Source organism: Puia sp. P3 (assembly GCF_050632245.1).
In the GTDB taxonomy this organism is placed as follows: Bacteria; Bacteroidota; Bacteroidia; order Chitinophagales; family Chitinophagaceae; genus Puia.
On the sequence record NZ_CP192583.1, the window covers coordinates 7670468 to 7693719 of the forward strand.

The window sequence follows — 23252 nt, forward strand, 5'->3', positions numbered from 1 at the left end:
GGCCGGTATCCGCTCAGCCGAGGTCGGCCAGCTCCTTCTGATACAAACAGTCGCAGAAATTCCGGCAGCCGAATATCAGATAGATGTCGCGGTGGGGAATATTATGGTTCAGGATATGATGACTCATCGCCCGGAACGGAGCGACACCCGTCCCCGTACAGATAAAGAAAAGGTCCTTTTCGATCACCTCAGGCAGCGTAAAAATTCCCTGCGGACCCCGCAGGGTCAGCTCGCTTCCCACCCCCACCTGATTGAACAGATAATTCGTACCGGCTCCCCCTCCAGCAACACGATCACCAACTCGATAACATTTGTCCCGTCGGGCCAGGAAGCGATCGAATAACTCCGCACCCGTTTGTTAGGCTTTTCGTGGATCGGCAGATCGAGCGTTACAAACTGTCCAGGCTCAAAGTCGAATGATGCCAGATCCGGCATCTGTATCCAAAAGCGACGCGTCGCGGGAGCTTCCTGCTCGATGCGAATGATTTTACCTGTTTGCCAGGGTTGAAGCATACCGTTAGAATTTAAGATGCGCCCCGGTGGACAATGGCCTCCCAAAGAGGGCGTAGCCTAAACTCCCACAAAGAGCGCATCCTAAATTTACGGAATTATCTCACTACCGATAACTGTTTATGCCAGGTTTGACCACCGTGGATTATCTGCAGGGTATAGATCCCCGAAGAAAGATTGCCGGTGGGTATCTGTTTGGAATAGAGCCCCGAAAAATCCGCATAGTCCTCCTCAAAGACCCGTTGCCCCAGCATATTGGTCAGACTAACGCTGGTATTGGCCGCCGAGGCCATGTAGAAGATCAGGTTTAAATAGTATTTGGCAGGCACCGGCCAGAACTTGAGCCCGATAGCGTCATTGGGATCGCCGCCCGAAGGCGTATAGCTCACTTTATTCGAGGTCAGCTGACAGCCGGTCGCCGGATCCGCAACCACGGTATAATAGAGACCCGGTATGGACGCCGTATCCGTCTGCCCGGTATGACCCTCCAGCAATGAGTCGTTGACATACCACTGGTTGTTCGTCGCGGAGCTGCTCGACAGCAGCTTGCCGTTGAGCGTGACCGCCGGCGACGCTTCCGTCTGGGCCGTGACCGCCGTACGCGGCGTCGGACAGCCCATCAGCCGGATCCCCATATTGTAGAAGGGATAGTAGAACTTGTGCGAATAGGCGATACTGTCGGACTTGCCGTCCCGGAAATCATTCCCCGTCACCGAGAATACACCCGGTATGGTTATCGGATACGGGTCCTTGTTGATATTGACATTGAGGAAGGCATTCGTCGTCGGCGAACAGTCGGTGATCAGGATATAATTACCGGGATTCGGGACGGGTATGTTCAGCAGGTAGGTCGCCCCCGTATCGGTATTGTCCGAGGTCGGGACGTTGATCTGGAACGAACTGTCCGGCACCAGCTTCGTCGCAAAGACGTCGAAGGTCGTGCTGTACAGCGGCTGGAAACTGTAGTTGTTCGAACTCGTCGCCGAATTCCAGGTCAGGTTCAGCAGCGTTGCCAGCGTCACGGTGATCTTCCCCGAATGACCGATATACATTTTTGCACTTTCTATCGTCAGCGGCACATAGGTGGAGATCATCATGAAATTGCCTCCCAGACGGAAATAGGCGCCCTGATTCGTACCCGTCGGCGTAAAGACGGTCTTGTTCGGCGCACCGCCCTTTGCCACAAGGTCATTGACGCCGAGATAATAGGTCTTGTCCGCAGGGATAACGGTCGTCGTCGTATTGTTCCCCGCAGCCAGCGGCGTAGTGGACGTAGCGGTCTCATACCACAGCGGTACGTCGATGCCGCTGGTGTTGGCGTGCAGCAGCACGGAAGCCGAAGTAGTGCCGCAGACCGTGGCCGAACCTGTCCCTGCCGACCCCTGCGAGTTCACGATAATGACCGCCGTATCCTTGTCGTTGGAAGTATTGAGGTCGCCCGACAGAGCCGTTTTGCTGACAATGGTATAGGTAGTGCCGGCCACCGTGGCGAAGGCCGTGTTATAGGTAAAGACAACCTCCCCGCCCGAAGGGATGCTGTCTTTGCAGACGGCCGTCAGCGTAACAGGGCTGGCGCCGCCCGTAATGGTGGTGGTTACAGGGATCCCGGCTGCCTGATTCGCCGAGCCATAGTTGTGAATACGCACCGACACCAGCTGGGAGTCGCTGCTGCAGATCGTCTGCGTGGGATATTCAAGGGCGGACACGCCGACGTCGTTGGCCGAATAGCCGAAGACTACCCGGTAGTCCTGCGTTTCACCAGCTCCATAAGTACCGCAGGGCTGGATGGCGTTGGGATCGGTAGTCTCCTCGACGATGATGCGCATGCGGGCATATGTTTTCGCGACGGCCGTCGTGGGGATGGTCAGGCTGCCGGAGATGGTCCCGTGCTGCGGCGCCGTCGGCGTCTGATAGGCTACCTCCGTTGCGGGATCGAATATCCCGTCGTTGTTAAAGTCAACGAATACCCTTAACATCCGCGAATTGTCGGTCGCGACGTTGCAGTTGTCCGTGATGATGGAGAACGGTATTGTGGACCCCACCGGCAGCGGGATCGCCTGCAGCCCGGTGTAGTCAGTATAGTTACGGCAGCTTGCCCCGGTAGGAGTGGGGTTGCTGAAACTGCCGATGGTCACATGCGTGATGTCCGCCCCGTTGGCGCTGGACCTGGAATCGCAGGCCGCCGTTCCACCTCCGCCGCTGATCAGCAGCGAAAAGCCCGGCCCCCGGCGCCGATAGGTGCATTCTTCGATTTGACAGAGATAGTATACTGTCTGCCGGGGATCAGGCTGTCGGATAGCTCGACCTTTTCCACGTTGTCGCGGATATTGTCACCCTTACCCGCCGGGGCGCCCGGATTGTTCGGGTCCAGTACCCAGGGCAGATAGACCTTGCCGGTAGCATTGTCGGTTATCTTTAGGTCGAGGTCATTGATCAGCTTGATACCCGCGTCGCGGAAATTATGGGAGTTGGCCGGTATCGTGGCAGGGTTGGCCGGAACGTCCGTCCAGCACAGCGTTGCAAAGACAGGCGTCTTTCCGCTGGCCGTGATCACATAGGTCGAAGCCGTAGTGCTGGTCAGCTTGCCTTCGATGATCTGCTGGCTCTTGCTGGCTGCGTTGTCGTCAGTGATGACGGCCGCGGCTTTCTGCATATTGATAAGTCCCCAGCCAAAGGAATAGTCGGGACCCGGCGCATTGCCGGCCTCGTCGGCCGTATGGATCATCAGACCCTTGACCGTACTGCTGAGGAGATAAGAGTTGTGCAGTTTAAAATAATATTCCTGCAGGAGAAAGGACGATCCCGCCGCCGCCGGCGTTGCCATGGAGGTCCCGCTCATATAGTCATATCCGTTGTCCGCCGTGGCCACCGTGGAAAGGACATTTATCCCGTCCGCCACCAGGTCGGGCTTGATCCGCCCGTCGCCCGTCGGCCCGATGCTGCTGAAATCGGCCAGCACCACGTCGGAAGGACTCCTGTATCCACCCGGGATGGGGTTAACCGCCCCGATGGTCAGGATGTTTTTGGCATTCCCATAGGTGGGAATGGACATATACCCGTTGTTGTTGCTGATACCCGCCGGGCGTGCGCCGGCATTGATAAAGGAGCCCTGGGCATTCATCCTGTAGTAGGTCTGACCGACCGCGGCGCCGCTATCGTTGCGGCTGTTCCCACCCGCTTTAGAGATCAGATAGCTGGGCGCGGCATAGGCGATGGTATCCCAGGCGTGCGTGTCCGCGTCATAGAGGCCAAACCGGATGTCGACCGTATCCCCCGGATTGCCCCAGAACTCCCAGCGCTGCAGGTCGTTGTCGAAATACCATCCCGCGATATCGGCATACGAGTGGTTGGAGACCAGCAGGCCACCGGCGGCGGCGGCTATCATTTCCGACTGGTCGCCGTCGAAATCGTAGGCCTGCAGCTGCTGCGCTCCAAAAGACATACCTTTAACCAGCGGATTCACGCCGGCAGCGATCATCGTCCCCGTCACGTGCGTGGAGTGGTCGCTCAGGGTAGCCGGATGGTCCTTCTGTACGACCCGGCCGGTGAGTTCGACGTGGGTAGTCCTGACCCCCCTCGTCCCAGACGGCGATCTTCCCCTTCAGTGCAGCCGTACTGCCGTTCAGCGTGAGACCCGCCGTGCCCCCGGGCCATATCTTATTAGTCCCGATCGTGGCAGCAGATATTATATTGTCGGTGGTGGTAACATATATGGGCAGGCCGCTTGCATTGATACCCCTGAGATAGGCCAGCCGCCCCTTTTTGTTCCGCAGGGTCAGCGGCCAACCCCTTTCCTGCGCTGTTCTTGTGAGGATCTGGCGGAATGCCGCCTCTTTTAATGCACTGGGCCTGACCGGCTTTCTGTAATCCGGCCTTATTGGGTACAACCTGTGCGCTCAGCTGGAGCCCGGAAAGTAAGAGGAGAAAAAAGGACACGGACATCAGCAGGGTAACCCGGCAATTGTTCATAAGAAGTATTTAAAACTTTTCTAAAATTACAGTATTTATGCTTTTACCAATTATTGTACCCATTATCGCGGCCTTTGCCGGTCTGCTCTCCGCCCCGGACGACCCCGCCAGCCCCCGCCTGGTCCCGGCCTCCGGCCAGTCCCCGGACAGCCCCGTCCCGGCCTCCACCTACCCCCTGGACTTCACCGCCGGCCGCCAACCCGGGCACCGGGACACCCACCCCTGCGACACTTCCCAAAAATCCGGCATCACCGGCACCGTCTACTCCCTCAGCGGCAACCAGATGCCGGCCCCCAGCCGCAAAAAATCGCCCGGCCGCGGAATCCGCGCCACAGTATGTATCTTCCAACTCACCTCCGAAAGCCAGGTCGTCCACGCGGACCCTACCCACTACCGGACAATCCTTACCCCCTCGTCCGCCAGGTCACGACGGACGAAAAAGGACATTTTCAGGTGTATTTACCGCCGGGGACTTACTCTGTTTTCACCAAAAAAGGCCAGCTGTTCTATGCTTCCCAAAGGGACGAAAAGAACCATATAGCGCCGGTTGAAGTTTTACCCGGGAAGATGACCCAGGTCACGTGCAGTGTAGAGTCCGATCATAAAGCTGTTTATTAAGTTTACGGCATTTTAACGTCCCCGGTTGCTTTGCCCGGCCGGTTGATTGCCGGCGTCCCCCGGATTTTCGGACCGGCGCCTGGCGGAACAGCGAATCTCCGGCGAGGATTTCGTATCTTTGCGCCGGAAATGAATAGTGAGGTTCTTCTTGGAGCATTTGCGCATTCTCCCCGCCTTTTTCAGCTGGCGGACAGGCTACTTATGTCCAATCCCCAACGGATCGCCTGCAGGAACCTGCAGGGTAGCTCGCCCGCCTTCCTCGTCAGCTCGGTCTTCCGCAACGAAACCACCAGTCAGCTCAACCACCTGGTCGTCTGTGAGGACGCAGAAGCAGCGGCATACCTGCACAATACGGTAGAAAGCCTGACAGGCGCCCTCGACCTCTTCTATTTTCCCTCTTCCTTCAAGAATAAAAAGAACTACCGGCTCCCTGAACAGCAGCCATGTCATGCTCCGCACCGAGGCCCTCACCCGCCTCTCTGCCCAGACAAAAAGCCATCTCACCGCCAAGAAACTGATTATTACTTATCCCGAGGCCCTCTTCGAAAAGGTGGTCCTCCCGGAAGCCCTGTCGGAGAATATCATCTCCCTCAAGGCCGGCGATACCCTCGACCTCAACGGCCTGCTGGGCAAGCTGGTGGACAAAGGCTTCGAGCGCACCGACTTCGTATACGAACCCGGACAGTTCGCCCTCCGCGGCGGCATCCTCGACATCTATTCTTTCGGCAACGAAAAGCCCTACCGCGTCGAGCTATTCGGCAACGACGTCGACTCGATCCGCATCTTCGACCCCGAGACCCAGCTCAGCGAACGCAAGCTGCTCCAGGTGAATATCATCCCGAACGTAGAGAACCGGCAGGACAGCGGCGAAAAGATCTCCCTGCTCGAATTCCTCCCGGAAAATACCGTAATCTGGCTGCAGGACTGGGCCTTTACCCGGGAAAGACTGGCCATCCAGGAAGAAGACCTCGAGCTCTTCCTCGAGGGGGTACAGGCCGAGCGCGATATGCAGGCGGCCCGTCTGGCCGACGAGAGCTCCCGCCCCGCCGGAAAAGCCGGATCCCGCAACCGCCGGGCCCTGCCGCCCGATACTTCGATCGATGGCGACGAGGACAAGCTGGAAAAAGAGAGGTGACAAAGGACGAGTTTGTGACCGCGGAAGACGTAGAGCGCCAGTTGCAGCGCTTCCACGCGGTGGAGTTCGGACCCTCCGCCGCCTCCTCGGCCCGACGCCTTTGTAGTGGACTTCCATACAAAGCCACAGCCCTCCTTCAATCGCCAGTTCGACCTCCTGATAAAGGACCTGAAGTCATGGGAGAATAAGAAATTCGTCCTCTACCTCTTCGCGGAGAACCCCCGCCAGCTCGAGCGGCTGTATACCATCTTCGAAGACCTGAAGGCACAGATCGCTTTTACACCGGTACCGCTGAATATCCACGAAGGGTTTATCGACGAAGACCTGAGGCTGGTATGCTATACCGACCACCAGATATTCCAGCGCTACCATAAGTACAAGGTCAAACAGGCCTACAACAAGAACAAGGCCATCACGCTTCGCACGCTGCGCGAACTGCAGCCTGGCGACTATGTCACGCATATCGACCACGGGGTGGGTGTTTACAGCGGTCTGCAGAAGATCGAGGCCAACGGCCGCCTGCAGGAAGCCGTCCGGATCATCTATAAGGACAGCGATATCCTGTACGTCAATATCAACTCGCTCCACAAGATCTCCAAGTATACCGGAAAGGAAGGCTCGGTTCCCAAGGTCAACAAACTCGGCAGCGACGCCTGGCAACGACTAAAGGAGAAGACAAAGACAAAGGTAAAGGAGATCGCTTTCGACCTCATCAAACTCTACGCGCAGCGCAAGGCCGAGAAAGGCTTTGCCCACACGCCGGACAACTATATGCAGACCGAGCTGGAGGCATCCTTTATCTACGAGGACACGCCCGACCAGAGCAAGGCCACCGGGGACGTAAAGAAGGATATGGAATCGCCTTCTCCCATGGACCGGCTTGTCTGCGGCGACGTCGGATTTGGCAAGACGGAAATAGCCATCCGCGCGGCATTCAAGACCTGCTGCGACTCTCGCCAGAGCCGCGGTACTCGTGCCTACTACTATCCTGGCCTTCCAGCACTATAAGACCTTCAGCGAACGCCTCAGGGACTTTCCCGTCAGGGTCGACTATGTGAACAGATTCAAGTCCTCCAAAGAGAAGAAGGAAACGCTGAAAAAGCTCGAGGCCGGCGAGATCGACATCATCATCGGCACCCACGCGCTGCTGGGCAAAGAGGTAAAATTCAAAAACCTCGGCCTGCTGGTCATCGACGAAGAACAGAAATTCGGCGTGGCGCACAAGGAGAAGATCAAGACCCTTCGGACGCACGTCGACTGTCTGACCCTGACCGCTACACCCATACCCCGTACACTGCAGTTCAGCCTGATGGGCGCGCGCGACCTCAGCATCATCAATACCCCGCCGCCCAACCGGCAGCCGATACAGACCGAACTGCACGGCTACAACGAAGACTTTATCCGCGACGCCATCTACTACGAGACGGAAAGGGGCGGGCAGGTCTTCTTCATTTATAACCGCGTCCAGGGCCTGGCGGAAATGTCGGCGATCATCCAGGGCCTCTGCCCCGACCTCAGCATCGGTTATGCCCACGGCCAGATGGAAGGCAGCGAGCTGGAGGATAAGATCCTCGACTTCATCGACAGGAAATATGACGTCCTCGTGTGTACGAATATCGTGGAGAGCGGCGTGGACATTCCCAACGTCAACACGATCATCGTCAACAACGCCCACCACTTCGGCCTCAGCGACCTTCACCAGCTGCAGGGGCAGGGTAGGGCGGAGCAATAAAAAAGCCTTCTGCTACCTGCTGGCGCCGTCGCTGGCGACCCTTCCCACGGATTCTCGCAAGCGGCTGCAGACTCTCGAACAGCACAGCGACCTCGGCAGCGGCTTCCAGATCGCCATGCGCGACCTCGACATCCGCGGCGCGGGCAATATGCTCGGCGGCGAACAGAGCGGCTTCATGGTGGACATCGGCTTCGAGACCTACCAGAAGATCCTCGAAGAGGCGATAAAGGAGTTGAAGCGGACCGAATTCCGCGAGTTGTTCAAGGAAGAGATCTCCAAACAGGAGGACTATGTCCAGGACTGTACGATCGACACGGACCTCGAGATCCTCATCCCGGACAGCTATGTCGAAAGCATAACGGAAAGGCTGAGCCTGTATACGCGGCTGGACAACTGCGGCACGGAAGAAGAGCTGCAGCAATTCCACAGCGAGATGATCGACCGTTTTGGCCCGATCCCGCCGCAGGTGGACGACCTGTTCGATACCGTCCGCATCCGCAAACTGTCCGTGGGCCTGGGTTTTGAAAAGCTGATCCTCAAGGAGGAGACCCTGCGCTGCTATTTTATCAACCGTCCGGACTCGCCTTATTTTGAATCGGACACGTTCAGGCTGATCCTGGAATACCTGCAAAAGCACACCAATAAGGCCAAACTCAAGCAGGCCGGAAAAGAATTTCCTGCTGGTGGTCGACGACATGAAGTCGATGGGCGACATCCTCGGGTTCCTAAAAAGAATGGCGGCATTCGTTGAAAAATCAGTATATTCAACGACCTAAAATCCTGAATTTATGGCAGAAGAATACCCGCTTAGCGCGCCGACCAGCGACGAGAAGACGATGAGCGCCCTTGCTCACGGACTGCCGATCGTATGTGGCTTTATCGGTCCTTTGATCATTTTTCTCGTCAAAAAAGATGAATCCCAGTTCGTAGCCGAGAACTCGAAGGAATCGCTGAATTTCCAGATCACCCTCTTTATTGCCTATATAGTTTCGGGTATCCTTTGCGCGATACTGATCGGATTGTTCCTGCTGGCTGTCGTCTGGGTCTGCAGCTTTATCTTCTGTATCATGGGTGCGATCAAGGGCAGCGAAGGCAAGATCTACCGCTATCCCTTCAATATCCGGCTGATAAAGTAGTCCTCTCCGGTCCTTTTGGGACCCGGCCCCTGGGACCTGGGGAATTAAAGGGCCTTCTCCATTATATAATGTGGAATGGTGACCTCGACAAATTCGTCACCCGTGATCGAATAGCCGAGCTTCTGGTAGAAGCCGATGGCGGTCTTGCGCGCGTGCATACATAGTTTCCTATAGCCGAGGTCGCGGGCGATGTTCTCCGCAAAGATCATCAGGGCGCGGCCCACGCCCTTCCCCTGCATGCTATTGGGGACCGCCATCTGACGCAGGCGGACAGTTGTCGGATCAACGCGGGTCAGAAGACAGCAGCCAAGGAGCTTCTCGTCCTCAAAGGCGCCCATCAGAATATCTTCCTTTTCCTTGTCCAGATCCTCCTTTGTAAAGGACAGCCCTAGCGGCTTCCGCAATATCTCGTTGCGCAAGGTTACCATCTGCTGGTATTCCTTCGTTCCATGATCTATCATCCTAAGCGCCATGCTGTTACTTGTTTCGGGTCAACCCCTGAGGAGGGGGCTGACAGTCATTAATAGCCGGTTCAAGCCCCGTTGAGGCAGGCAATCCGGGAAGGCCGAAGGTATTTATTTTTACAATTCCAGACAGCAAAAAATTCGAACAATGGGAAAAATGGGTCAAAATTAAAAATTGGCCCATTTGTTCGGATTTGCCGGGAAGTATTATTTTTGCAGCCGTATAACTAAAATTTACAAAAATGTCAGACATCGCTACAAGGGTTAAAAAGATTATCGTTGATAAACTGGGCGTAGAAGAAGCCGAAGTAACCAACGAAGCTTCCTTCACTAATGATCTGGGTGCAGACTCTCTGGACACCGTCGAATTGATCATGGAATTCGAAAAGGAATTTAATATTTCCATCCCGGACGAGCAGGCTGAGACCATCACCACTGTAGGTCAGGCTATCGCTTACCTGGAAGAACACGCTAAATAAGTCAATACAGCCGTTAACTGCGCTTATAGCTTTTTTGGAACAATTTATTGGATCCGCCTTTTCAAGTTCAAGAATTTGGCTTAGAAGGCGGATTTATCCTTCAACTACGTGGGTCATACAACCGGCTGGTTGGAAGAAGCAGACAAAAATCCTGGGAAAAGTCCTCTATGCAATTGAAAAGAGTTGTTGTTACGGGCATCGGCGCCCTCACTCCGATAGGTAATAATGCCCAAGCCTATTGGAATGGGTTGATGAATGGCGTGTCCGGTGCCGATCCTATTACCCTGTTCGATGCTTCGAAATTCAAGACCAAGTTCGCCTGCGAACTGAAAGGTTTCGATCCCCTCCAGTACCTTGACAGGAAAGAAGCCCGTAAGGTTGACCGTTATACGCAGATCGCGCTCGCGGCCAGCGATGAGGCGATCAGCGACGCAGCCATCGACAAGGAAAAGATGAACCCCGACCGCGTCGGCGTAGTTTTTGCCAGCGGCATCGGCGGTCTCATCACGTTCCAGGAAGAAGTGATCAACTTCTCGAAGGGTGACGGCACTCCCAGATTTAATCCGTTCTTTATTCCCAAGATGATCCTGGATATCGCGGCGGGTCATATCTCGATGCGCCACGGTTTTCGCGGGCCCAATTTCGCGGTTACCAGCGCCTGCGCCTCCTCTACGAACGCCATCATGGAAGCCTTCAACCTCATTCGTCTCGGTATGTCCGACATCGTCATCAAGTGGCGGTTCGGAGGCCGTCGTCAGCGAAGCCGGCGTCGGTGGTTTCAACGCAATGAAGGCGCTCAGCGAACGCAACGACGACTACAAGACGGCCAGCCGCCCCTACGACAAGGACAGGGATGGTTTCGTCATGGGCGAAGCCGCCGGAGTCCTCGTGCTGGAAGAGTTGGAGCACGCCCAGGCCCGCGGAGCAAAGATCTACTGCGAGATCGTCGGTTGTGGTGCAACGGCAGACGCCTATCACCTGACGGCCCCCCATCCGGAAGGACTGGGCGCCAAGAACGTGATGCTGGCCGCGCTGAAGGACGCGGGCATGCAGCCTACGGATATCGACTATATCAACACGCACGGTACCTCGACGCCGCTGGGCGACACGGCCGAGATAAAAGCCATCATGGACGTATTCGGGGAGCACGCGTTCAACGTGAATATCAGCTCGACCAAGTCCATGACCGGTCACTGTCTGGGAGCCGCCGGCGTCATCGAAGCCATCGCCAGCATCATGAGCGTAGTCCACGATAAGGTGCCACCCACGATCAACCATATCACGGATGATCCCGAGCTGGACTCCCGGCTCAACTTTACTTTCTGGAAACCACAGCAACGGACCGTGCGGGCAGCTTTAAGTAATACTTTTGGATTTGGGGGGCATAACGCTTGCGTCATTGTCCGGAAGTATGACGGACAATAGCCTCCGAAGGGCGGCTCATCGTCGGATTGGACCCTTGCCGGGTGCCTGCATCCCAATGGGGACAGCAGCCAAACAATAAATTTTTTAGTGGTTTAAAAAAATTGTAGCTTGTTAATGTGGGAATCCTGAAAGGCCTTCTAAAGGGCGACGATAGCGCCGCTTCATTCAAAAAACAGCTTCGTAACGTGCTCGGGTTTGTCCCAAGCAAGGCGGTATTATACAAAATAGCCCTCACCCATCGCTCGGTAAAGGACGGCGCAGACGAGAACAACGAACGTCTCGAATACCTTGGCGACGCCATCCTCAGCGCCATCATCGCCGACTTCCTGTTCAAGAAATATCCCTATAAGGAAGAGGGTTTTCTGACGGAAATGCGCAGCAAGATGGTGAACCGTAACCAGCTGAACGAGATCGCCATCAAGATGGGTCTCAAAAAGATCAGCAACTTCAACAAGTTCGACAGCAGCCTGAAGATGAGCCAGATCTTCGGGAATACCCTCGAGGCCATCGTCGGAGCCATCTACCTCGACAAGGGCTTCGACAAGACGCGCCAGTGGGTCGTGGAAAGGGTCATCCAGCCCTATCTCTTCCTCGACGATCTCGAAAACCTCGAGATCAATCACAAGAACAAACTCTACGGGTGGGCCAACAAGAACGGCAAAAATCTGGAATTTGAAACCCTCGACGAACGCATCGAAGGCGGTCGCAGACTCTTCACCGTCGGCGCCGTAGTTGATGGAGAACTGTTATCCCAGGGTAAGGCCTACAATAAAAAGGATGCCAGCCAAATCGCCGCCCAGCTGGCCCTTGACAAACTGGGTCTCAACAAGATAGCCGACCCCGAAGATGGCGCTTAGTCCCCACTGTTTGAAGCAATTCGTATCATGATTTCGTAAATTTTGCCGGAATGCTTGCATATTCCTGGATTTATTCTAATTTTATTGCCTCAATACGTTGAATCCAAAAAGGACACTCTTCCTTGACGGCGTAAGTACCCAATCATCCTTCCATTTAATGTTAAAACCACCTGTCGGATAATTTTCGAACAGTATAACCGTGCAATATGGCGGACCAAACGAAGTCCGCAAACTGACCCTTAGATCCAATACATCTGCAAAAGCTGTTTATCAATCCATTTATGGCTATGGACCAAAAATCCATTATTGACTATGGTTTACCTCCGCGCGAACCAGGAACATCCCTGTCATGCGACGCGATAACCACATTCAATTACATAACTTTTTTGTGAACATGAAACAGCTTTACTCTTTAACAACTTCAGCGATCATCCTCGCCCTATCCGCCACTACCGCCAACGCACAGGTCACTTATACCGCCGTCAGATCCGGCAACTGGTCGGGTACAGGTCCCAACTCCGTCTGGGCCACGGTAGCCCCTTCTCCCGTCTGCAACAACTGTCAGGTCGTGATCAATGACGGCGTAACCGTACATATGGACGCCAGCCTTCTGCTCAACGGCCCCTCTGTTCTTCAGATCGGCACCGCCGGATCCAGCCAGACCACGCAGCTGATCTTCGACCAGACCGTCACCGACCCCAATAACCCCACTCCTCAGACTGCCCACAATAACATTAATATGTACTATGGAGACGGCGTGAAACTTATTCTCGGATCGGCCAACGCGTCCATCGACGCCACCAATACCGGCGAACAGGACGGACTATTCCTGGCTGTTTCGCAGCCCGACGCGACTCCTCCCTATGCGTACCTGCCCCGCCTCGGCACCGCTGCTGTCCCGTCTTACGGTGCGGGTGCAACGATGCTGACAGGTGCTGTCGAGCTGAATTCCAACGGTACCCTGCCCATCATCCTGTTCGACTTCAGCGCGTCGCTGGACAACGGCTCGGTTAACCTCGACTGGACGACCGTTCTCGAGTCCAACTCCGACCATTTCGACGTCGAACGCAGCAACGACGCAGGCGCACACTGGAGCACCATTGGCACCGTAGCCGCCCACGGCAACTCCTCCCAGCCCCTGAACTATTCCTTTACCGATAGCAAGGTTGTCGCCGGCACCGCCGAATACCGCCTGCAGCTGGTAGACAGGGACGGAAAATATGCCTATTCCCAGGTAAAAGCCGTGCGTAACGGTCTGATCACTTCGGTCAGCGTATATCCCAACCCCGCACATGACTATGTGAATGTAACCGTGGCCAGCAGCGCCATCGGTGGTCAGGGCGCGGTTATCCGCCTGATGAACCAGTCCGGCCAGCTGTTGCTGGAAAGATCCGTAACCAGCGGTGCCGGCTCCACCGTAGCGCTGTCTGTGAGCTCCTATCCCCAGGGCAACTACCTGATCGTAGTCGTCGGAGCCGATGGCTCGAAGCAGGTGTCTAAGTTGCTGATTTCCAAGTAATAGCGAGATTCAAAAATAGTTTTTTGCGGACCGCCCTGAGAGGGGCGGTCTTTTTTTATGCCTGTAACTGCGGTTCACGGGCGGTTCAAACCCACCGCCCCGCGTTTCACACCCACCGCCCCGCGGTTCACACCCCTTCCCCTCTAAACCTTCCTAGGTACTCCCTCGTAAAAACGGGAATTTGCCCTCTTTCACGAGGGTACATAAAATAAATAATGTGAATTTTGGTTTATTATTCATCCAATATCCCACTACTCCATGAAACCGAGCACCGGCACCTGGCCCAGGATCACAGCTGCACGCGTCCGCGCGATAAAGGCGGGTCTTGTCATATGTCTGGCGACCATCTTCCACTACGGCTCGTCCGCCCAGTGTAACAACAATCTCGGCATCCGCAACTACGATACGACATTCTCCGGCAGCAGCTACAACGCCGTCAACGTGCAATTCCCGATGTGGAACCCCGACTCCGGTCTCCTCGTATCTGTAAAACTATCTTCCGAAGTAAGCTCGCAATACTCCTTCACCCTCGGCAACGTAGACGGCCATCCGACCACTTTTCTGCTGCTCATCGGCCAGCAGGAGCAGTTCGCCAGCCCGCAGCTGGGCGCCACCTTTACCGGTAGCTATCCGCCCCAGCCTGATCGGTACCTATCCCCTTGCCCCAGGCCAGTCCATCTCCCAGGCGCCCTTCACCTTTCTCGATAAACACGTCACCAGCGACAGCATTACCGGCGGAGTCGCCCCATTCCTCGGCACGGGCCAGGTCAACATCAGCTATACCTCTTTTACCTATACGACCCTGAGCTCATATCCCAGCTCGTACTACTCTTACGGGGCCGATATCTATAATACGATGAAGTTCTCGCTGCAATACCTCTATTGCAAGGCCGGCGGGACGCTGGCTACCAGCCTGACCCGCTGGACGGCACGGCTGCAGCAACCCCGGACAGTACAACTGGACTGGTCGGCAGTCAATGAGACGGCCGGCCGCGTCTATCATGTCCAGCGCAGCACAGACGGACGATCATTCAGCGATATAGCCATAATACCGGCAAGGAATGACAATAACCCGGACTATAGCCTGTCGGATGTCCTCCCCGGCGGCCCGTCGGGTAGTTCGACCGGCAGCCCGACTGCGGGATCTTCCGGCAGTTTCTACTACCGCCTGCTGATCGACGACCAGGGCTCTATCTCCTACTCGACGATACAACAGGTAAGGATAGACGCTGACGCACAGGGAATAAGGGTCTATCCCAATCCGGCCACCGACTTCATAAGCGTCAGCACCGGTGCGACCGGCAACTGGCGGGTGGATATCCTGGCGGCAGACGGCAGCCTCGTCCAGCGCGAGACCTTCCTCCAGGCAAGCACCATGCGCGTAAACTTCCGGTCCAGAATGTCCGCCGGCACCTATTTCGTACGGGCTTTTGACCTCAGGGGGCAGAGGAATTTTACTTCGTCATTTATCGTGACCGGTCATTAAGAAAAACGCCCAAATTTTAATCTCTTTTAAATATCATCCCTTATACGTTCATTTAAAAGGGCTTACGGTATTTCTCCTATGTAAAAATGGTTGTTTTAGCCCCGGGGCCACGTAATCCTACTTAGTATAGTGTAATAAACCGCGCCAGTTATCAGTTATTATTACGGTTACCCCTATTAACACGTACCTGTATGAAACGGCGCAAAATCCAAGTATCTGGGGTGTCACAAGCCCCATTGCTGATGGCGATCCTATACGTCATCTCTTCTCTTACACCCAAATTTATTCAGGCTCAATGCCCTGGCGGCAGCGTAGCCATGTCTTCCACCTACAGCAATTCGATGAGCAGCGGCGGCACCACCGTCTATACGTTCACGATGCCCCAGTTCAACCCCAGTCCCGGCGGCTATACCTTTTTATCTGCCGTGCTTTCTTCGACTGCTACCACAGGAACCACCATTTCCTATCAGAATACCACCGCATTTTTTCAGGACTTCTTTCCGAGCGTCAGCCGGACAGACAACGTAAAGGTCAACGGCTCGACCGCCGTCAACCGGAATAACGAATACGATTTTGACGAAACGATGCTGACCGCTCAGGGGACGCCGACCGACAATGCAACCAACGGCCCGATGAACACCTTCGACAACAGCAACCTGTTCACCACCACGATCACCAACCCTACCACGCTGACCAATGTGTACCAGGGATCGGGTAACCTGAATATCAGCTATACCTCGACGTTCTTCACCAATAACTTTATCCCAACCGGCGTGACGGTCTCGCCGACGCTCTCCGACAATATCACTTTTTCGGTCACCTATAATTTCTGCAACCCGACGACGCTGTCTTCGAACATCCTCAATTTTACCGCGGAGAAAGAGAGCAACCAGAAGGTCGACCTGAAATGGATCACGGCCAACGAACAACCCGGTCGCAAGTATTATATCGAAGTTGCGCTCCCGGGACAGGAATTTGCCATCACCGGCTCGACTCCCTCCGACGCCAGCATGAACGACGCCAGCTATCTCTACGTCTACTCCGTCCCACCGACGGCTACGGGCAGGATCTATTTCCGGCTTCGTCAGATAGAGACCGACGGTACAGCGACCTGGTCCGAAGTCCGCAGCGTGGACCTCGACGGCAGTGGCGGCGGCGGCGCCTTTTCTATCTATCCCAATCCGCCTTCCGACTTTATCAACCTGGCCATTCCCGGCGACGCCCAGGACTGGCAGATAGATATCTTCGCCGCCGACGGAAGTCTCGTACAGCGCAACTATTACCTCAACCAAAATAGCATACGCGTCAACTTCGTGCGACGCCTTTCCGCCGGCAGTTACTTTGTCCGTGCAACCAATCCGCAATCGGGTAAACACTATACGTCGTCGTTTGTAATACGCTAGTCTAACCCCTATCCATACACAACTCCACCAATACCCCCGCGGTATCCTTCGGATGGAGGAAACAGACCAGCTTGTTATCGGCCCCGGGTTTGGGTTCTGCATTCAGCAGGGTAAAGCCCTCGGCCGCCAGGCGCCGCATCTCGGCGTGAATATCCTCCACCGCAAAAGCGATATGGTGCATCCCTTCCCCCGCTTCGCCACGAACTTCGAAACGACACTATCGGCATCAAGCCCCTGCAGAAGCTCGATCTTGGTCTCGCCGCTCCGGAAAAAGGCGGTCGCCACCCGCTCGCTCTCCACCTCCTCTGTCTTGTAACAGGGACTAGCCAGCAAACGTTCAAAGAGGGGAACCGCAACCGCCAGGTCCCCGACGGCGATACCGATGTGTTCGACTTTTTGCATGGACTTTTGGTAATTTTGTTGAATGGTAAAGTTACCGATATACCTTGACTATAACTCCACCACCCCCTGCGACCCCCGCGTCGTGGACGCCATGCTGCCCTATTTCACACAGAAATTCGGCAACGCGGCCAGCCGCAGCCATATCTTCGGATGGGAGGGGAAGAGGCGGTCAGTCAGGCACGCGAACAAGTAGCCGCTCTCATAGGCGCCGAACCCGAAGAGATCGTCTTCACCTCCGGCGCCACCGAAGGAGACAACCTGGCCCTCAAGGGCGTTTTCGAAGGGTATCGCTCCAAAGGCAATCATATCATTACGGTGGTCACCGAACACAAAGCCGTCCTCGACAGCTGTCACCATATCGAAAAGCTCGGCGGCGAGATCACCCTGGCTGCCCGTCGACGCGGAGGGACTCATCGACCTCCAGCAGCTGGAAGACGCCATCAGACCCACCACCATCCTCATCGCCGTTATGTACGCCAACAACGAGATCGGCGTCCTACAACCCATACCGGCTGTCAGCAATATAGCCCGTAAACACGGCGTACTCTTTTTCACCGACGCCACCCAGGCCGTCGGCAAGGTGCCGGTGGACGTGAATAAGGACGGAATCGACCTGCTGACCCTCAGCGCGCACAAGCTATACGGGCCCAAGGGTATCGGCGCCCTCTACGTCCGCCGGAGAAACCCCCGGGTAAGGCTGACCGCGCAGATGGATGGGGGAGGCCACGAAAAAGGCATGCGCAGCGGCACCCTCAACGTCCCCGCCATCGTCGGCCTGGGCAGGGCCGCCGCCCTCTGCGCAGCAGAAATGCAAAAGGACGCGACCCATACCGCCAGCCTCCGCGACCGGCTCGAATCCGGCATCCTCGCCATCGAAGGCGCCCATATCAACGGCAGCCGCACCCACCGCCTGCCGCAGACGACCAATATATCGTTCAGTCATATCGATGGACAGGCGCTCTGGCGGGACTCGGCAAGGATATCGCCCTTTCCTCCGGCTCCGCCTGCACCTCCGCCTCCATGGAACCCAGCTATGTGCTCAAGGCGCTGGGCCTCGGCGACGACCTGGCCCATAGCAGCCTCCGCCTCGGACTCGGCCGCTGGACCACCGAAGAGGAAATTGACTACGCGATCAAAAGAATCAGCGACGAAGTAGCACGATTACGGGAAAAAAGCATACTCTGGGAGATGTATAAGGAAGGAAAATAGGCAGACCGGCCATCCGGCAACCGATTTCATGGGCTAAATCGAGACCGGAATAAACATATCATTTTTTATAATTCGATAATATGAAAATAATATAATGTGTTTGTAGGCTCGAAAAAACCGGCAGGCGGACCCTATCTGAAGGAAAATTATCCCACCGGAAATCTTCAAATACCCCCTCATCCATTGAAAAATACCCCTCGGATCCAGCCTACATCATTACTACATCACTACCCCCGGGGACCCCGCAGCATCCATCGGATATAAGCCAGCAGCATATGTAGAAAGGAAAAGAAAGAGAAGATGTTATAAAGCAAAAAACCCGCCTTTCAGGGGCGGATTTTTCATGCAGTTGGTTTCGGTTAAATGTCTTTGTGGACCTCACCGTGAAATATATTTTTCGAAGGATGGTTATTCTATAAGAGCATGCGAATATAAGTATATCTTCCATATAAAGCATTTTTCTCCGCATCTTATTTAGCTCAGTTTTCCACATTTTATTTATTATCATATGTAATATTGAGCCAATCCTGTCCTGAGGGCACAATAACTATTCGCATTTGAACGATTAAACAGTTTATTTTTACGTTTATGTGGGCAGTATGTAAAAAGGAACTCCGCCAATTCTTCAGCAGTCTTACCGGATATATCGCGATCGTCGTTTTTTTACTATTGAACGGCCTGCTTTTATTCGTTTTTCCGGATACGGATATCCTTTCCTACGGCTATGCCACCCTCGACAAATTCTTCGAGCTGGCGCCATGGATACTCCTGCTCCTGATACCCGCGATCACCATGCGCAGCCTCTCCGATGAATTCCGGACCGGCACATTCGAGACGCTCCAGACGACCCCACTTACCCGCACCCGCCTCGTGGTGGGCAAATACCTGGCCTCCCTCATCGTAGTCGTGGTCGCCCTCCTCCCGACCCTCGTCTACTTCCTTTGTATTCAACGTCTTTCCGGACAGGGTGGCCTCGACACGGGCGCAACCACCGGCAGCTATATCGGCCTGCTGATGCTCGCCGCCGTCTTCACCGCCATCGGCATCTGGTGCAGCAGCTTCACTTCCAATGCCGTGGTGGCCTTCATCGTAGCCGCATTCTCCTGCTTCCTGCTCTACAGCGGGTTCAGCGCCGTCAGCGCACTCCCCGCGTTTGCCGCCGGCCTGGACTACTATATCGCCATGCTCGGCATCGACTTCCACTACCGCAGCATCAGCCGTGGCGTCATCGACACCCGCGACCTGCTGTACTTCGCAAGCGTGATCTGCCTCTTTTTATACCTGACCAACCGGTTCCTCGCCCGTCGTGTCTCCGGCAAGCTCAGGTGGTTTGCCGGCGGCCCTGTTATTCTAATCGTCGTGCTGGCCGGCGTCAATCTCCTGGCCTCGCATCTCCATACGAAGGCCGACCTCACCCAGGAACACCGCTATACTCTGAGCGCACCCACGAGAGAACTGCTGTCCAAAGTAGACGACGATATCCAGATCGACCTTTATCTGGCCGGCGACCTCAAGGCCGGAATCCGCAAGCTGGCCAAAAGCACCGACGAACTGCTCCAGTGAATTCAACGAATACTGCGACGGCAAGATCCGCGTAAGAGCCTTCGACCCGCTGGCCACCCTCGACGACTCGGCAAAAACGACCTTCCTCGACTCCCTTCGTGGCCTCGGTATCCAACCGATGACCCAGGTAGCCCAGGCGAAAAAAGGCGAAGAACAGAGTCAGCGTCTCGTCATCCCGGCCGCGATCATCCACTATAAGGACCATATCTACCCGGTAAACCTGCTCCGCGGCGTCCAGGTCGGCGGCGAAGGCCAGCCAGAAGAACAGCTATACACCAACGCCGAAACGCTGCTCGAATACAAGTTCGGCAGCGCCATCGACAAGCTGATGGAAAAGGAAGTGCCGCTGGTCGGCTACGTCAGAGGCAACGGCGAACCCTGGACTACAGAGTTTACGAGCTGATCGAAGACATGCGCAGCAACTACCGGCTCGGCATCGTCCCGCTGGACAGCATGGCCGTCATCCCCACCAAATACAAGGCCCTCGTCATCGTCAAACCCACCGGGAAATTTACCGAACGGGAGAAGCTGACCCTCGACCAGTACCTTATGCACGGCGGCCGCATCATCTGGGCCATCGACGAGTTGCACGCGGAAAAGGACAGCCTCAGCCTCAACCAGCAGACCGTCGCCTACGACCGCGGACTCGACCTCGAAGACCTGTTCTTCAAATACGGCGTCCGCGTCAATCAGGACCTGATAGAGGACAAGCAGTGCGCGAGCCTCCGCATCGGCGTGGGCAAACAGGGAGACAAAGAACAGTTCGAAAACCTCGACTGGCCTTATTTCCCCCTGCTCAGCGGCAGCGTGACCCACCCCATATCAAAAAATCTCGACCCTGTATACGCGCAGTTCGCCAACTCCATCGACACCGTGAAGGCTCCGGGTATACAAAAGACCGTGCTGCTCCACAGTTCCGCCAACTCCCGCACGGTCAGTACCCCCGCGCTGATCACGTTCGAAGTACTGAAGTACAAGGAAGACCCCAGATACTTTAACGTTTCCAATATTCCGGTCGCCATGCTGCTGGAAGGGAAATTCCATTCGCTGTTCGCCAACCGCGTACCCGCCGCCGTCGCCGACAGCCTGGCCAATATCTACCACCAGCCCTTTCTCCGGGAGGCCGACAGTGCCTCCCGAGTCATCGTCTGTTCGGACGCGGATATCTTTATGAACGAGATGACACAGCGCGGCCCCCTTCCGCTGGGCTTTAGCCGTGACAACAACTATACTTTCGCCAACCGCGATTTCATAGAGAACAGCCTCGAATATATGGTCAACCCGTCCCGCATACTCGAGACCAGGAGCAAGGACTTTACGCTACGTCTGCTCGATACGGTGAAGGTGGACAGAGACCGCACGACCTGGCAGTTCATCAACATCGCTCTCCCTTTGATACTGGTCATTCTGGGCGGATATATTTATCAGCTGGTACGCCGCAGGAAATACGGCAAGTGATCGTACCTTTAGCCCATAATCAGGCGCATGGATCCTTTGCAGATATCGTATTTGGCATTCGGCATCGTACTCATTCTGGCAGTTATTTTCGACCTGGGCCTGCTAAGTAAGACAGGGACTACGGTCACGATCAAACGGGCGCTGATCCAGACCGCCTTCTGGGTGGGCCTGGCCATGCTCTTCTTCGGCTTCCTCTGGTACGAGGACGGACACAGGATCGCCCTCGAATACGTCAGTGCCTATCTGATGGAGTGGAGCCTCAGCATTGACAATATCTTCGTCTTTATCCTCATCTTTACTTTCTTCAAGGTCAAAGCCGAGTTCTATGGCCGGGTACTCCTCATCGGGATCCTGACGGCGATCGTTCTTCGCATCATCTTTATCACGGTAGGTATTGCGCTGGTGGCGAAATTCCACTGGCTGCTGTATGTCTTTGGCGCGCTGCTGGTCTATACCGGCGTGTCGATGTTCTTCGCCAGGCACGAAGAGCAGATGGACGTGGAGGAGAATGGCGTGTACAGATTTTTAAAACGCTTCCTGCCGCTGACGGGCGGCGACGGCGGTGGAAAGTTTAGGATTCTTTTGGACGGGAAGCGCCGTTATACAACCCTGTTCGTCGTGGTGGTGCTGCTGGCAACGACGGATATCGTTTTTGCGGTGGACTCGATCCCCGCCGTTTTTGGCATCAGCCAGGAGAAGATCGTCATCTATACGTCGAATATCTTTGCGGTGCTGGGGCTGCGGTCGTTGTTCTTTTTGCTGCGCGGTGCGATCGACAGATTTGGTCACCTGCAGCAGGGCATTGCTGTGGTGCTGGTCTTTGTGGGTATAAAGATGCTGGTGGAATTTTTCGATATCGAGATCCCCGTATATATTTCCCTGCTGGTCATACTGGTCTGTATCTCGGGCGGGATCGGCTATTCCATGTGGTCAACACGAAAGAACGGAGGATCGGGTGGCGTATAGCATTGCCAATATAGCGGCCATCGTGGGCGGGACGCTTAGCGGCCCGCGGCACGGGGATAGTATCGAGCATCTGCTGCTGGACAGCCGCCGGCTTATCTTTCCGGGTACTTCACTTTTCTTTGCATTGAAGGGTCCGCGACGCAGCGGGGACAAGTTCATTGCCGAGCTCTACCGCCGCGGGGTTCGCAACTTCGTCGTCTCCGCCCAGCCTGCGGCTGATCTCACCGACGCCAACTTCATAGAGGTCGACGACCCGCTGGCCGCGCTCCAGCGGCTGGCCGCCTTCCACCGCATGCAGTTCTCCCTTCCCGTGATCGGCATCACCGGCAGCAACGGCAAGACCACCGTAAAAGAATGGCTCAACCAGTTGCTGGAAGACCGATACCATATCGTTCGCAGCCCCAAGAGCTATAACTCGCAGACGGGAGTTCCTCTCAGCGTCTGGCAGCTGCAGCCCGTCCACGGGCTGGCCATCTTCGAGGCCGGTATCTCGCGCCGTGGGGAGATGCGCAGACTTCAACCCGTCGTGAGGCCGACCATCGGCCTGTTCACCAACATCGGAGAAGCGCACAGCGAAGGCTTCGGCAGCCGGGCGGAGAAGGCCGCGGAGAAACTGAACCTTTTTAAAGACGCGGAAGTCCTCATCTATTGCAACGACCAGCCCGAGACGGTCAGCGCCATCGCCGGCTGGGACGCCAAAGGCAACACCCGTCTCTTCGCATGGGGCTCAAAGCCCGGCGCCGCCATGCCGATCGGCAGGATAGAAAAAAGGACGGCTGGACAACGGTCGCCGGACCGGCAGTATCCTTCTCCCTTCCCTTTATAGACGACGCCTCCATCGAGAACGCCCTGCACTGTGCCGCCACGCTCTTCTATCTCGGCGTCAGCGCGGAAGCCATTGCTGAGCGGCTCAGCCAGCTG

At 55.6% G+C, this 23252-nt stretch carries 26 protein-coding genes and 3 pseudogenes; 21 read left to right on the top strand and 8 right to left on the bottom strand.

Going from position 1 to position 23252, the window contains the following annotated elements; genetic code table 11:
* Positions 1-13 precede the first annotated feature (13 nt).
* From ACQ86N_RS48310 to ACQ86N_RS48330, 5 genes are all read right to left on the bottom strand, one after another.
* A complete protein-coding gene (locus tag ACQ86N_RS48310) occupies positions 14-241 on the bottom strand; it encodes a hypothetical protein (RefSeq protein WP_431213315.1) in 228 nt (75 codons plus the stop codon).
* The gene (locus ACQ86N_RS48315; RefSeq protein WP_431213316.1) at positions 226-513 is read right to left on the bottom strand and encodes an FAD-binding oxidoreductase; all 288 of its coding nucleotides are present in this window, start codon (positions 511-513) and stop codon (positions 226-228) included. Before ACQ86N_RS48315 ends, ACQ86N_RS48310 begins: the two co-directional genes overlap by 16 nt.
* Positions 514-608: 95 nt before the next feature.
* Positions 609-2645, bottom strand: a complete 2037-nt coding sequence (locus ACQ86N_RS48320) for a GEVED domain-containing protein (RefSeq protein WP_431213317.1) — start codon at positions 2643-2645, stop codon at positions 609-611.
* Positions 2646-2713: 68 nt separating this feature from the next.
* Entirely contained in the window at positions 2714-3988 is a 1275-nt protein-coding gene (locus ACQ86N_RS48325; protein WP_431213318.1) for a S8 family serine peptidase, read from the bottom strand.
* Positions 3957-4397, bottom strand: coding sequence for a hypothetical protein (locus ACQ86N_RS48330; protein WP_431213319.1), 441 nt, complete (start codon positions 4395-4397; stop codon positions 3957-3959). The genes ACQ86N_RS48325 and ACQ86N_RS48330 overlap by 32 nt, the downstream gene beginning before the upstream one ends.
* Before the next feature lie 119 nt (positions 4398-4516).
* Here ACQ86N_RS48330 and ACQ86N_RS48335 point away from each other — a divergent pair, with 119 nt between their 5' ends.
* Positions 4517-5020 carry a hypothetical protein gene (locus ACQ86N_RS48335; RefSeq protein ID WP_431213320.1) on the top strand — a complete coding sequence of 168 codons (504 nt, stop codon included), beginning with the start codon at positions 4517-4519 and terminating at the stop codon, positions 5018-5020.
* A 272-nt stretch (positions 5021-5292) separates the two neighbouring features.
* On the opposite strand, the gene ACQ86N_RS48340 is transcribed toward ACQ86N_RS48335, so the two are convergent.
* Positions 5293-5547 carry a hypothetical protein gene (locus tag ACQ86N_RS48340; protein ID WP_431213321.1) on the bottom strand — a complete coding sequence of 85 codons (255 nt, stop codon included), beginning with the start codon at positions 5545-5547 and terminating at the stop codon, positions 5293-5295.
* Here ACQ86N_RS48340 and ACQ86N_RS48345 point away from each other — a divergent pair.
* The 5 genes from ACQ86N_RS48345 (at position 5546) to ACQ86N_RS48365 (ending at position 9100) form a co-directional block, all read left to right on the top strand.
* The gene (locus ACQ86N_RS48345; RefSeq protein ID WP_431213322.1) at positions 5546-6232 is read left to right on the top strand and encodes a hypothetical protein; all 687 of its coding nucleotides are present in this window, start codon (positions 5546-5548) and stop codon (positions 6230-6232) included. The genes ACQ86N_RS48340 and ACQ86N_RS48345 overlap by 2 nt on opposite strands.
* A gap of 105 nt (positions 6233-6337) precedes the next feature.
* Positions 6338-7240: a CarD family transcriptional regulator gene (locus ACQ86N_RS48350; protein WP_431213323.1), complete on the top strand. Its 903-nt coding sequence runs from the start codon at positions 6338-6340 to the stop codon at positions 7238-7240.
* Positions 7206-7964 (top strand): helicase-related protein, encoded by a 759-nt coding sequence (locus ACQ86N_RS48355; RefSeq protein ID WP_431213324.1) that lies wholly within the window; start codon positions 7206-7208, stop codon positions 7962-7964. Before ACQ86N_RS48350 ends, ACQ86N_RS48355 begins: the two co-directional genes overlap by 35 nt.
* 175 nt (positions 7965-8139) lie before the next feature.
* The gene (locus tag ACQ86N_RS48360) at positions 8140-8715 is read left to right on the top strand and encodes a TRCF domain-containing protein (RefSeq protein ID WP_431217907.1); all 576 of its coding nucleotides are present in this window, start codon (positions 8140-8142) and stop codon (positions 8713-8715) included.
* Positions 8716-8752: 37 nt separating this feature from the next.
* Complete coding sequence (locus ACQ86N_RS48365) at positions 8753-9100, top strand: DUF4870 domain-containing protein (protein ID WP_431213325.1); 348 nt, start codon at positions 8753-8755, stop codon at positions 9098-9100.
* Between the two features lie 44 nt (positions 9101-9144).
* Here the strand turns inward: ACQ86N_RS48365 and ACQ86N_RS48370 are convergent, their stop codons facing one another.
* Positions 9145-9573, bottom strand: coding sequence for a GNAT family N-acetyltransferase (locus tag ACQ86N_RS48370; protein ID WP_431213326.1), 429 nt, complete (start codon positions 9571-9573; stop codon positions 9145-9147).
* 233 nt (positions 9574-9806) lie between these two features.
* On the opposite strand from ACQ86N_RS48370, the gene ACQ86N_RS48375 reads away from it, so the two are divergent.
* From ACQ86N_RS48375 to ACQ86N_RS48405, 7 genes and pseudogenes are all read left to right on the top strand, one after another.
* Positions 9807-10043, top strand: coding sequence for an acyl carrier protein (locus tag ACQ86N_RS48375; protein ID WP_038103191.1), 237 nt, complete (start codon positions 9807-9809; stop codon positions 10041-10043).
* A gap of 167 nt (positions 10044-10210) precedes the next feature.
* Positions 10211-11468 (top strand): annotated as a pseudogene (gene fabF / locus ACQ86N_RS48380) (beta-ketoacyl-ACP synthase II).
* Between the two features lie 116 nt (positions 11469-11584).
* On the top strand, positions 11585-12325 hold the full coding sequence (gene rnc / locus ACQ86N_RS48385) for a ribonuclease III (protein ID WP_431213327.1): 741 nt from the start codon (positions 11585-11587) through the stop codon (positions 12323-12325).
* Between the two features lie 394 nt (positions 12326-12719).
* Complete coding sequence (locus ACQ86N_RS48390) at positions 12720-13844, top strand: T9SS type A sorting domain-containing protein (RefSeq protein WP_431213328.1); 1125 nt, start codon at positions 12720-12722, stop codon at positions 13842-13844.
* 258 nt (positions 13845-14102) lie between these two features.
* Complete coding sequence (locus tag ACQ86N_RS48395; protein ID WP_431213329.1) at positions 14103-14552, top strand: hypothetical protein; 450 nt, start codon at positions 14103-14105, stop codon at positions 14550-14552.
* 148 nt (positions 14553-14700) lie between these two features.
* On the top strand, positions 14701-15330 hold the full coding sequence (locus ACQ86N_RS48400) for a T9SS type A sorting domain-containing protein (RefSeq protein ID WP_431213330.1): 630 nt from the start codon (positions 14701-14703) through the stop codon (positions 15328-15330).
* Positions 15331-15551: 221 nt separating this feature from the next.
* The gene (locus ACQ86N_RS48405) at positions 15552-16733 is read left to right on the top strand and encodes a T9SS type A sorting domain-containing protein (RefSeq protein ID WP_431213331.1); all 1182 of its coding nucleotides are present in this window, start codon (positions 15552-15554) and stop codon (positions 16731-16733) included.
* 1 nt (position 16734) lies between these two features.
* Here the strand turns inward: ACQ86N_RS48405 and mce are convergent.
* Positions 16735-17135 (bottom strand): annotated as a pseudogene (mce, locus tag ACQ86N_RS48410) (methylmalonyl-CoA epimerase).
* A gap of 22 nt (positions 17136-17157) precedes the next feature.
* Between mce and ACQ86N_RS48415 the strand changes: the two are divergent.
* The 8 genes and pseudogenes from ACQ86N_RS48415 (at position 17158) to ACQ86N_RS48450 (ending at position 23157) form a co-directional block, all read left to right on the top strand.
* Positions 17158-17328 (top strand): aminotransferase class V-fold PLP-dependent enzyme, encoded by a 171-nt coding sequence (locus ACQ86N_RS48415; protein WP_431213332.1) that lies wholly within the window; start codon positions 17158-17160, stop codon positions 17326-17328.
* Positions 17286-17420, top strand: a pseudogene (locus tag ACQ86N_RS48420) (aminotransferase class V-fold PLP-dependent enzyme); the annotation flags it as partial. The gene ACQ86N_RS48415 and the pseudogene ACQ86N_RS48420, both read left to right, overlap by 43 nt.
* 103 nt (positions 17421-17523) lie before the next feature.
* A complete protein-coding gene (locus ACQ86N_RS48425; protein ID WP_431217908.1) occupies positions 17524-18291 on the top strand; it encodes a cysteine desulfurase family protein in 768 nt (255 codons plus the stop codon).
* 641 nt (positions 18292-18932) lie between these two features.
* A complete protein-coding gene (gene gldF / locus ACQ86N_RS48430) occupies positions 18933-19907 on the top strand; it encodes a gliding motility-associated ABC transporter permease subunit GldF (protein ID WP_431213333.1) in 975 nt (324 codons plus the stop codon).
* 118 nt (positions 19908-20025) lie between these two features.
* On the top strand, positions 20026-20310 hold the full coding sequence (locus ACQ86N_RS48435) for a hypothetical protein (protein ID WP_431213334.1): 285 nt from the start codon (positions 20026-20028) through the stop codon (positions 20308-20310).
* 8 nt (positions 20311-20318) lie between these two features.
* Complete coding sequence (locus ACQ86N_RS48440) at positions 20319-21365, top strand: Gldg family protein (protein ID WP_431213335.1); 1047 nt, start codon at positions 20319-20321, stop codon at positions 21363-21365.
* A gap of 27 nt (positions 21366-21392) precedes the next feature.
* Positions 21393-22331 carry a TerC/Alx family metal homeostasis membrane protein gene (locus ACQ86N_RS48445; protein ID WP_431213336.1) on the top strand — a complete coding sequence of 313 codons (939 nt, stop codon included), beginning with the start codon at positions 21393-21395 and terminating at the stop codon, positions 22329-22331.
* A complete protein-coding gene (locus ACQ86N_RS48450; protein WP_431213337.1) occupies positions 22321-23157 on the top strand; it encodes a Mur ligase family protein in 837 nt (278 codons plus the stop codon). The genes ACQ86N_RS48445 and ACQ86N_RS48450 overlap by 11 nt, the downstream gene beginning before the upstream one ends.
* Positions 23158-23252: the final 95 nt, after the last annotated feature.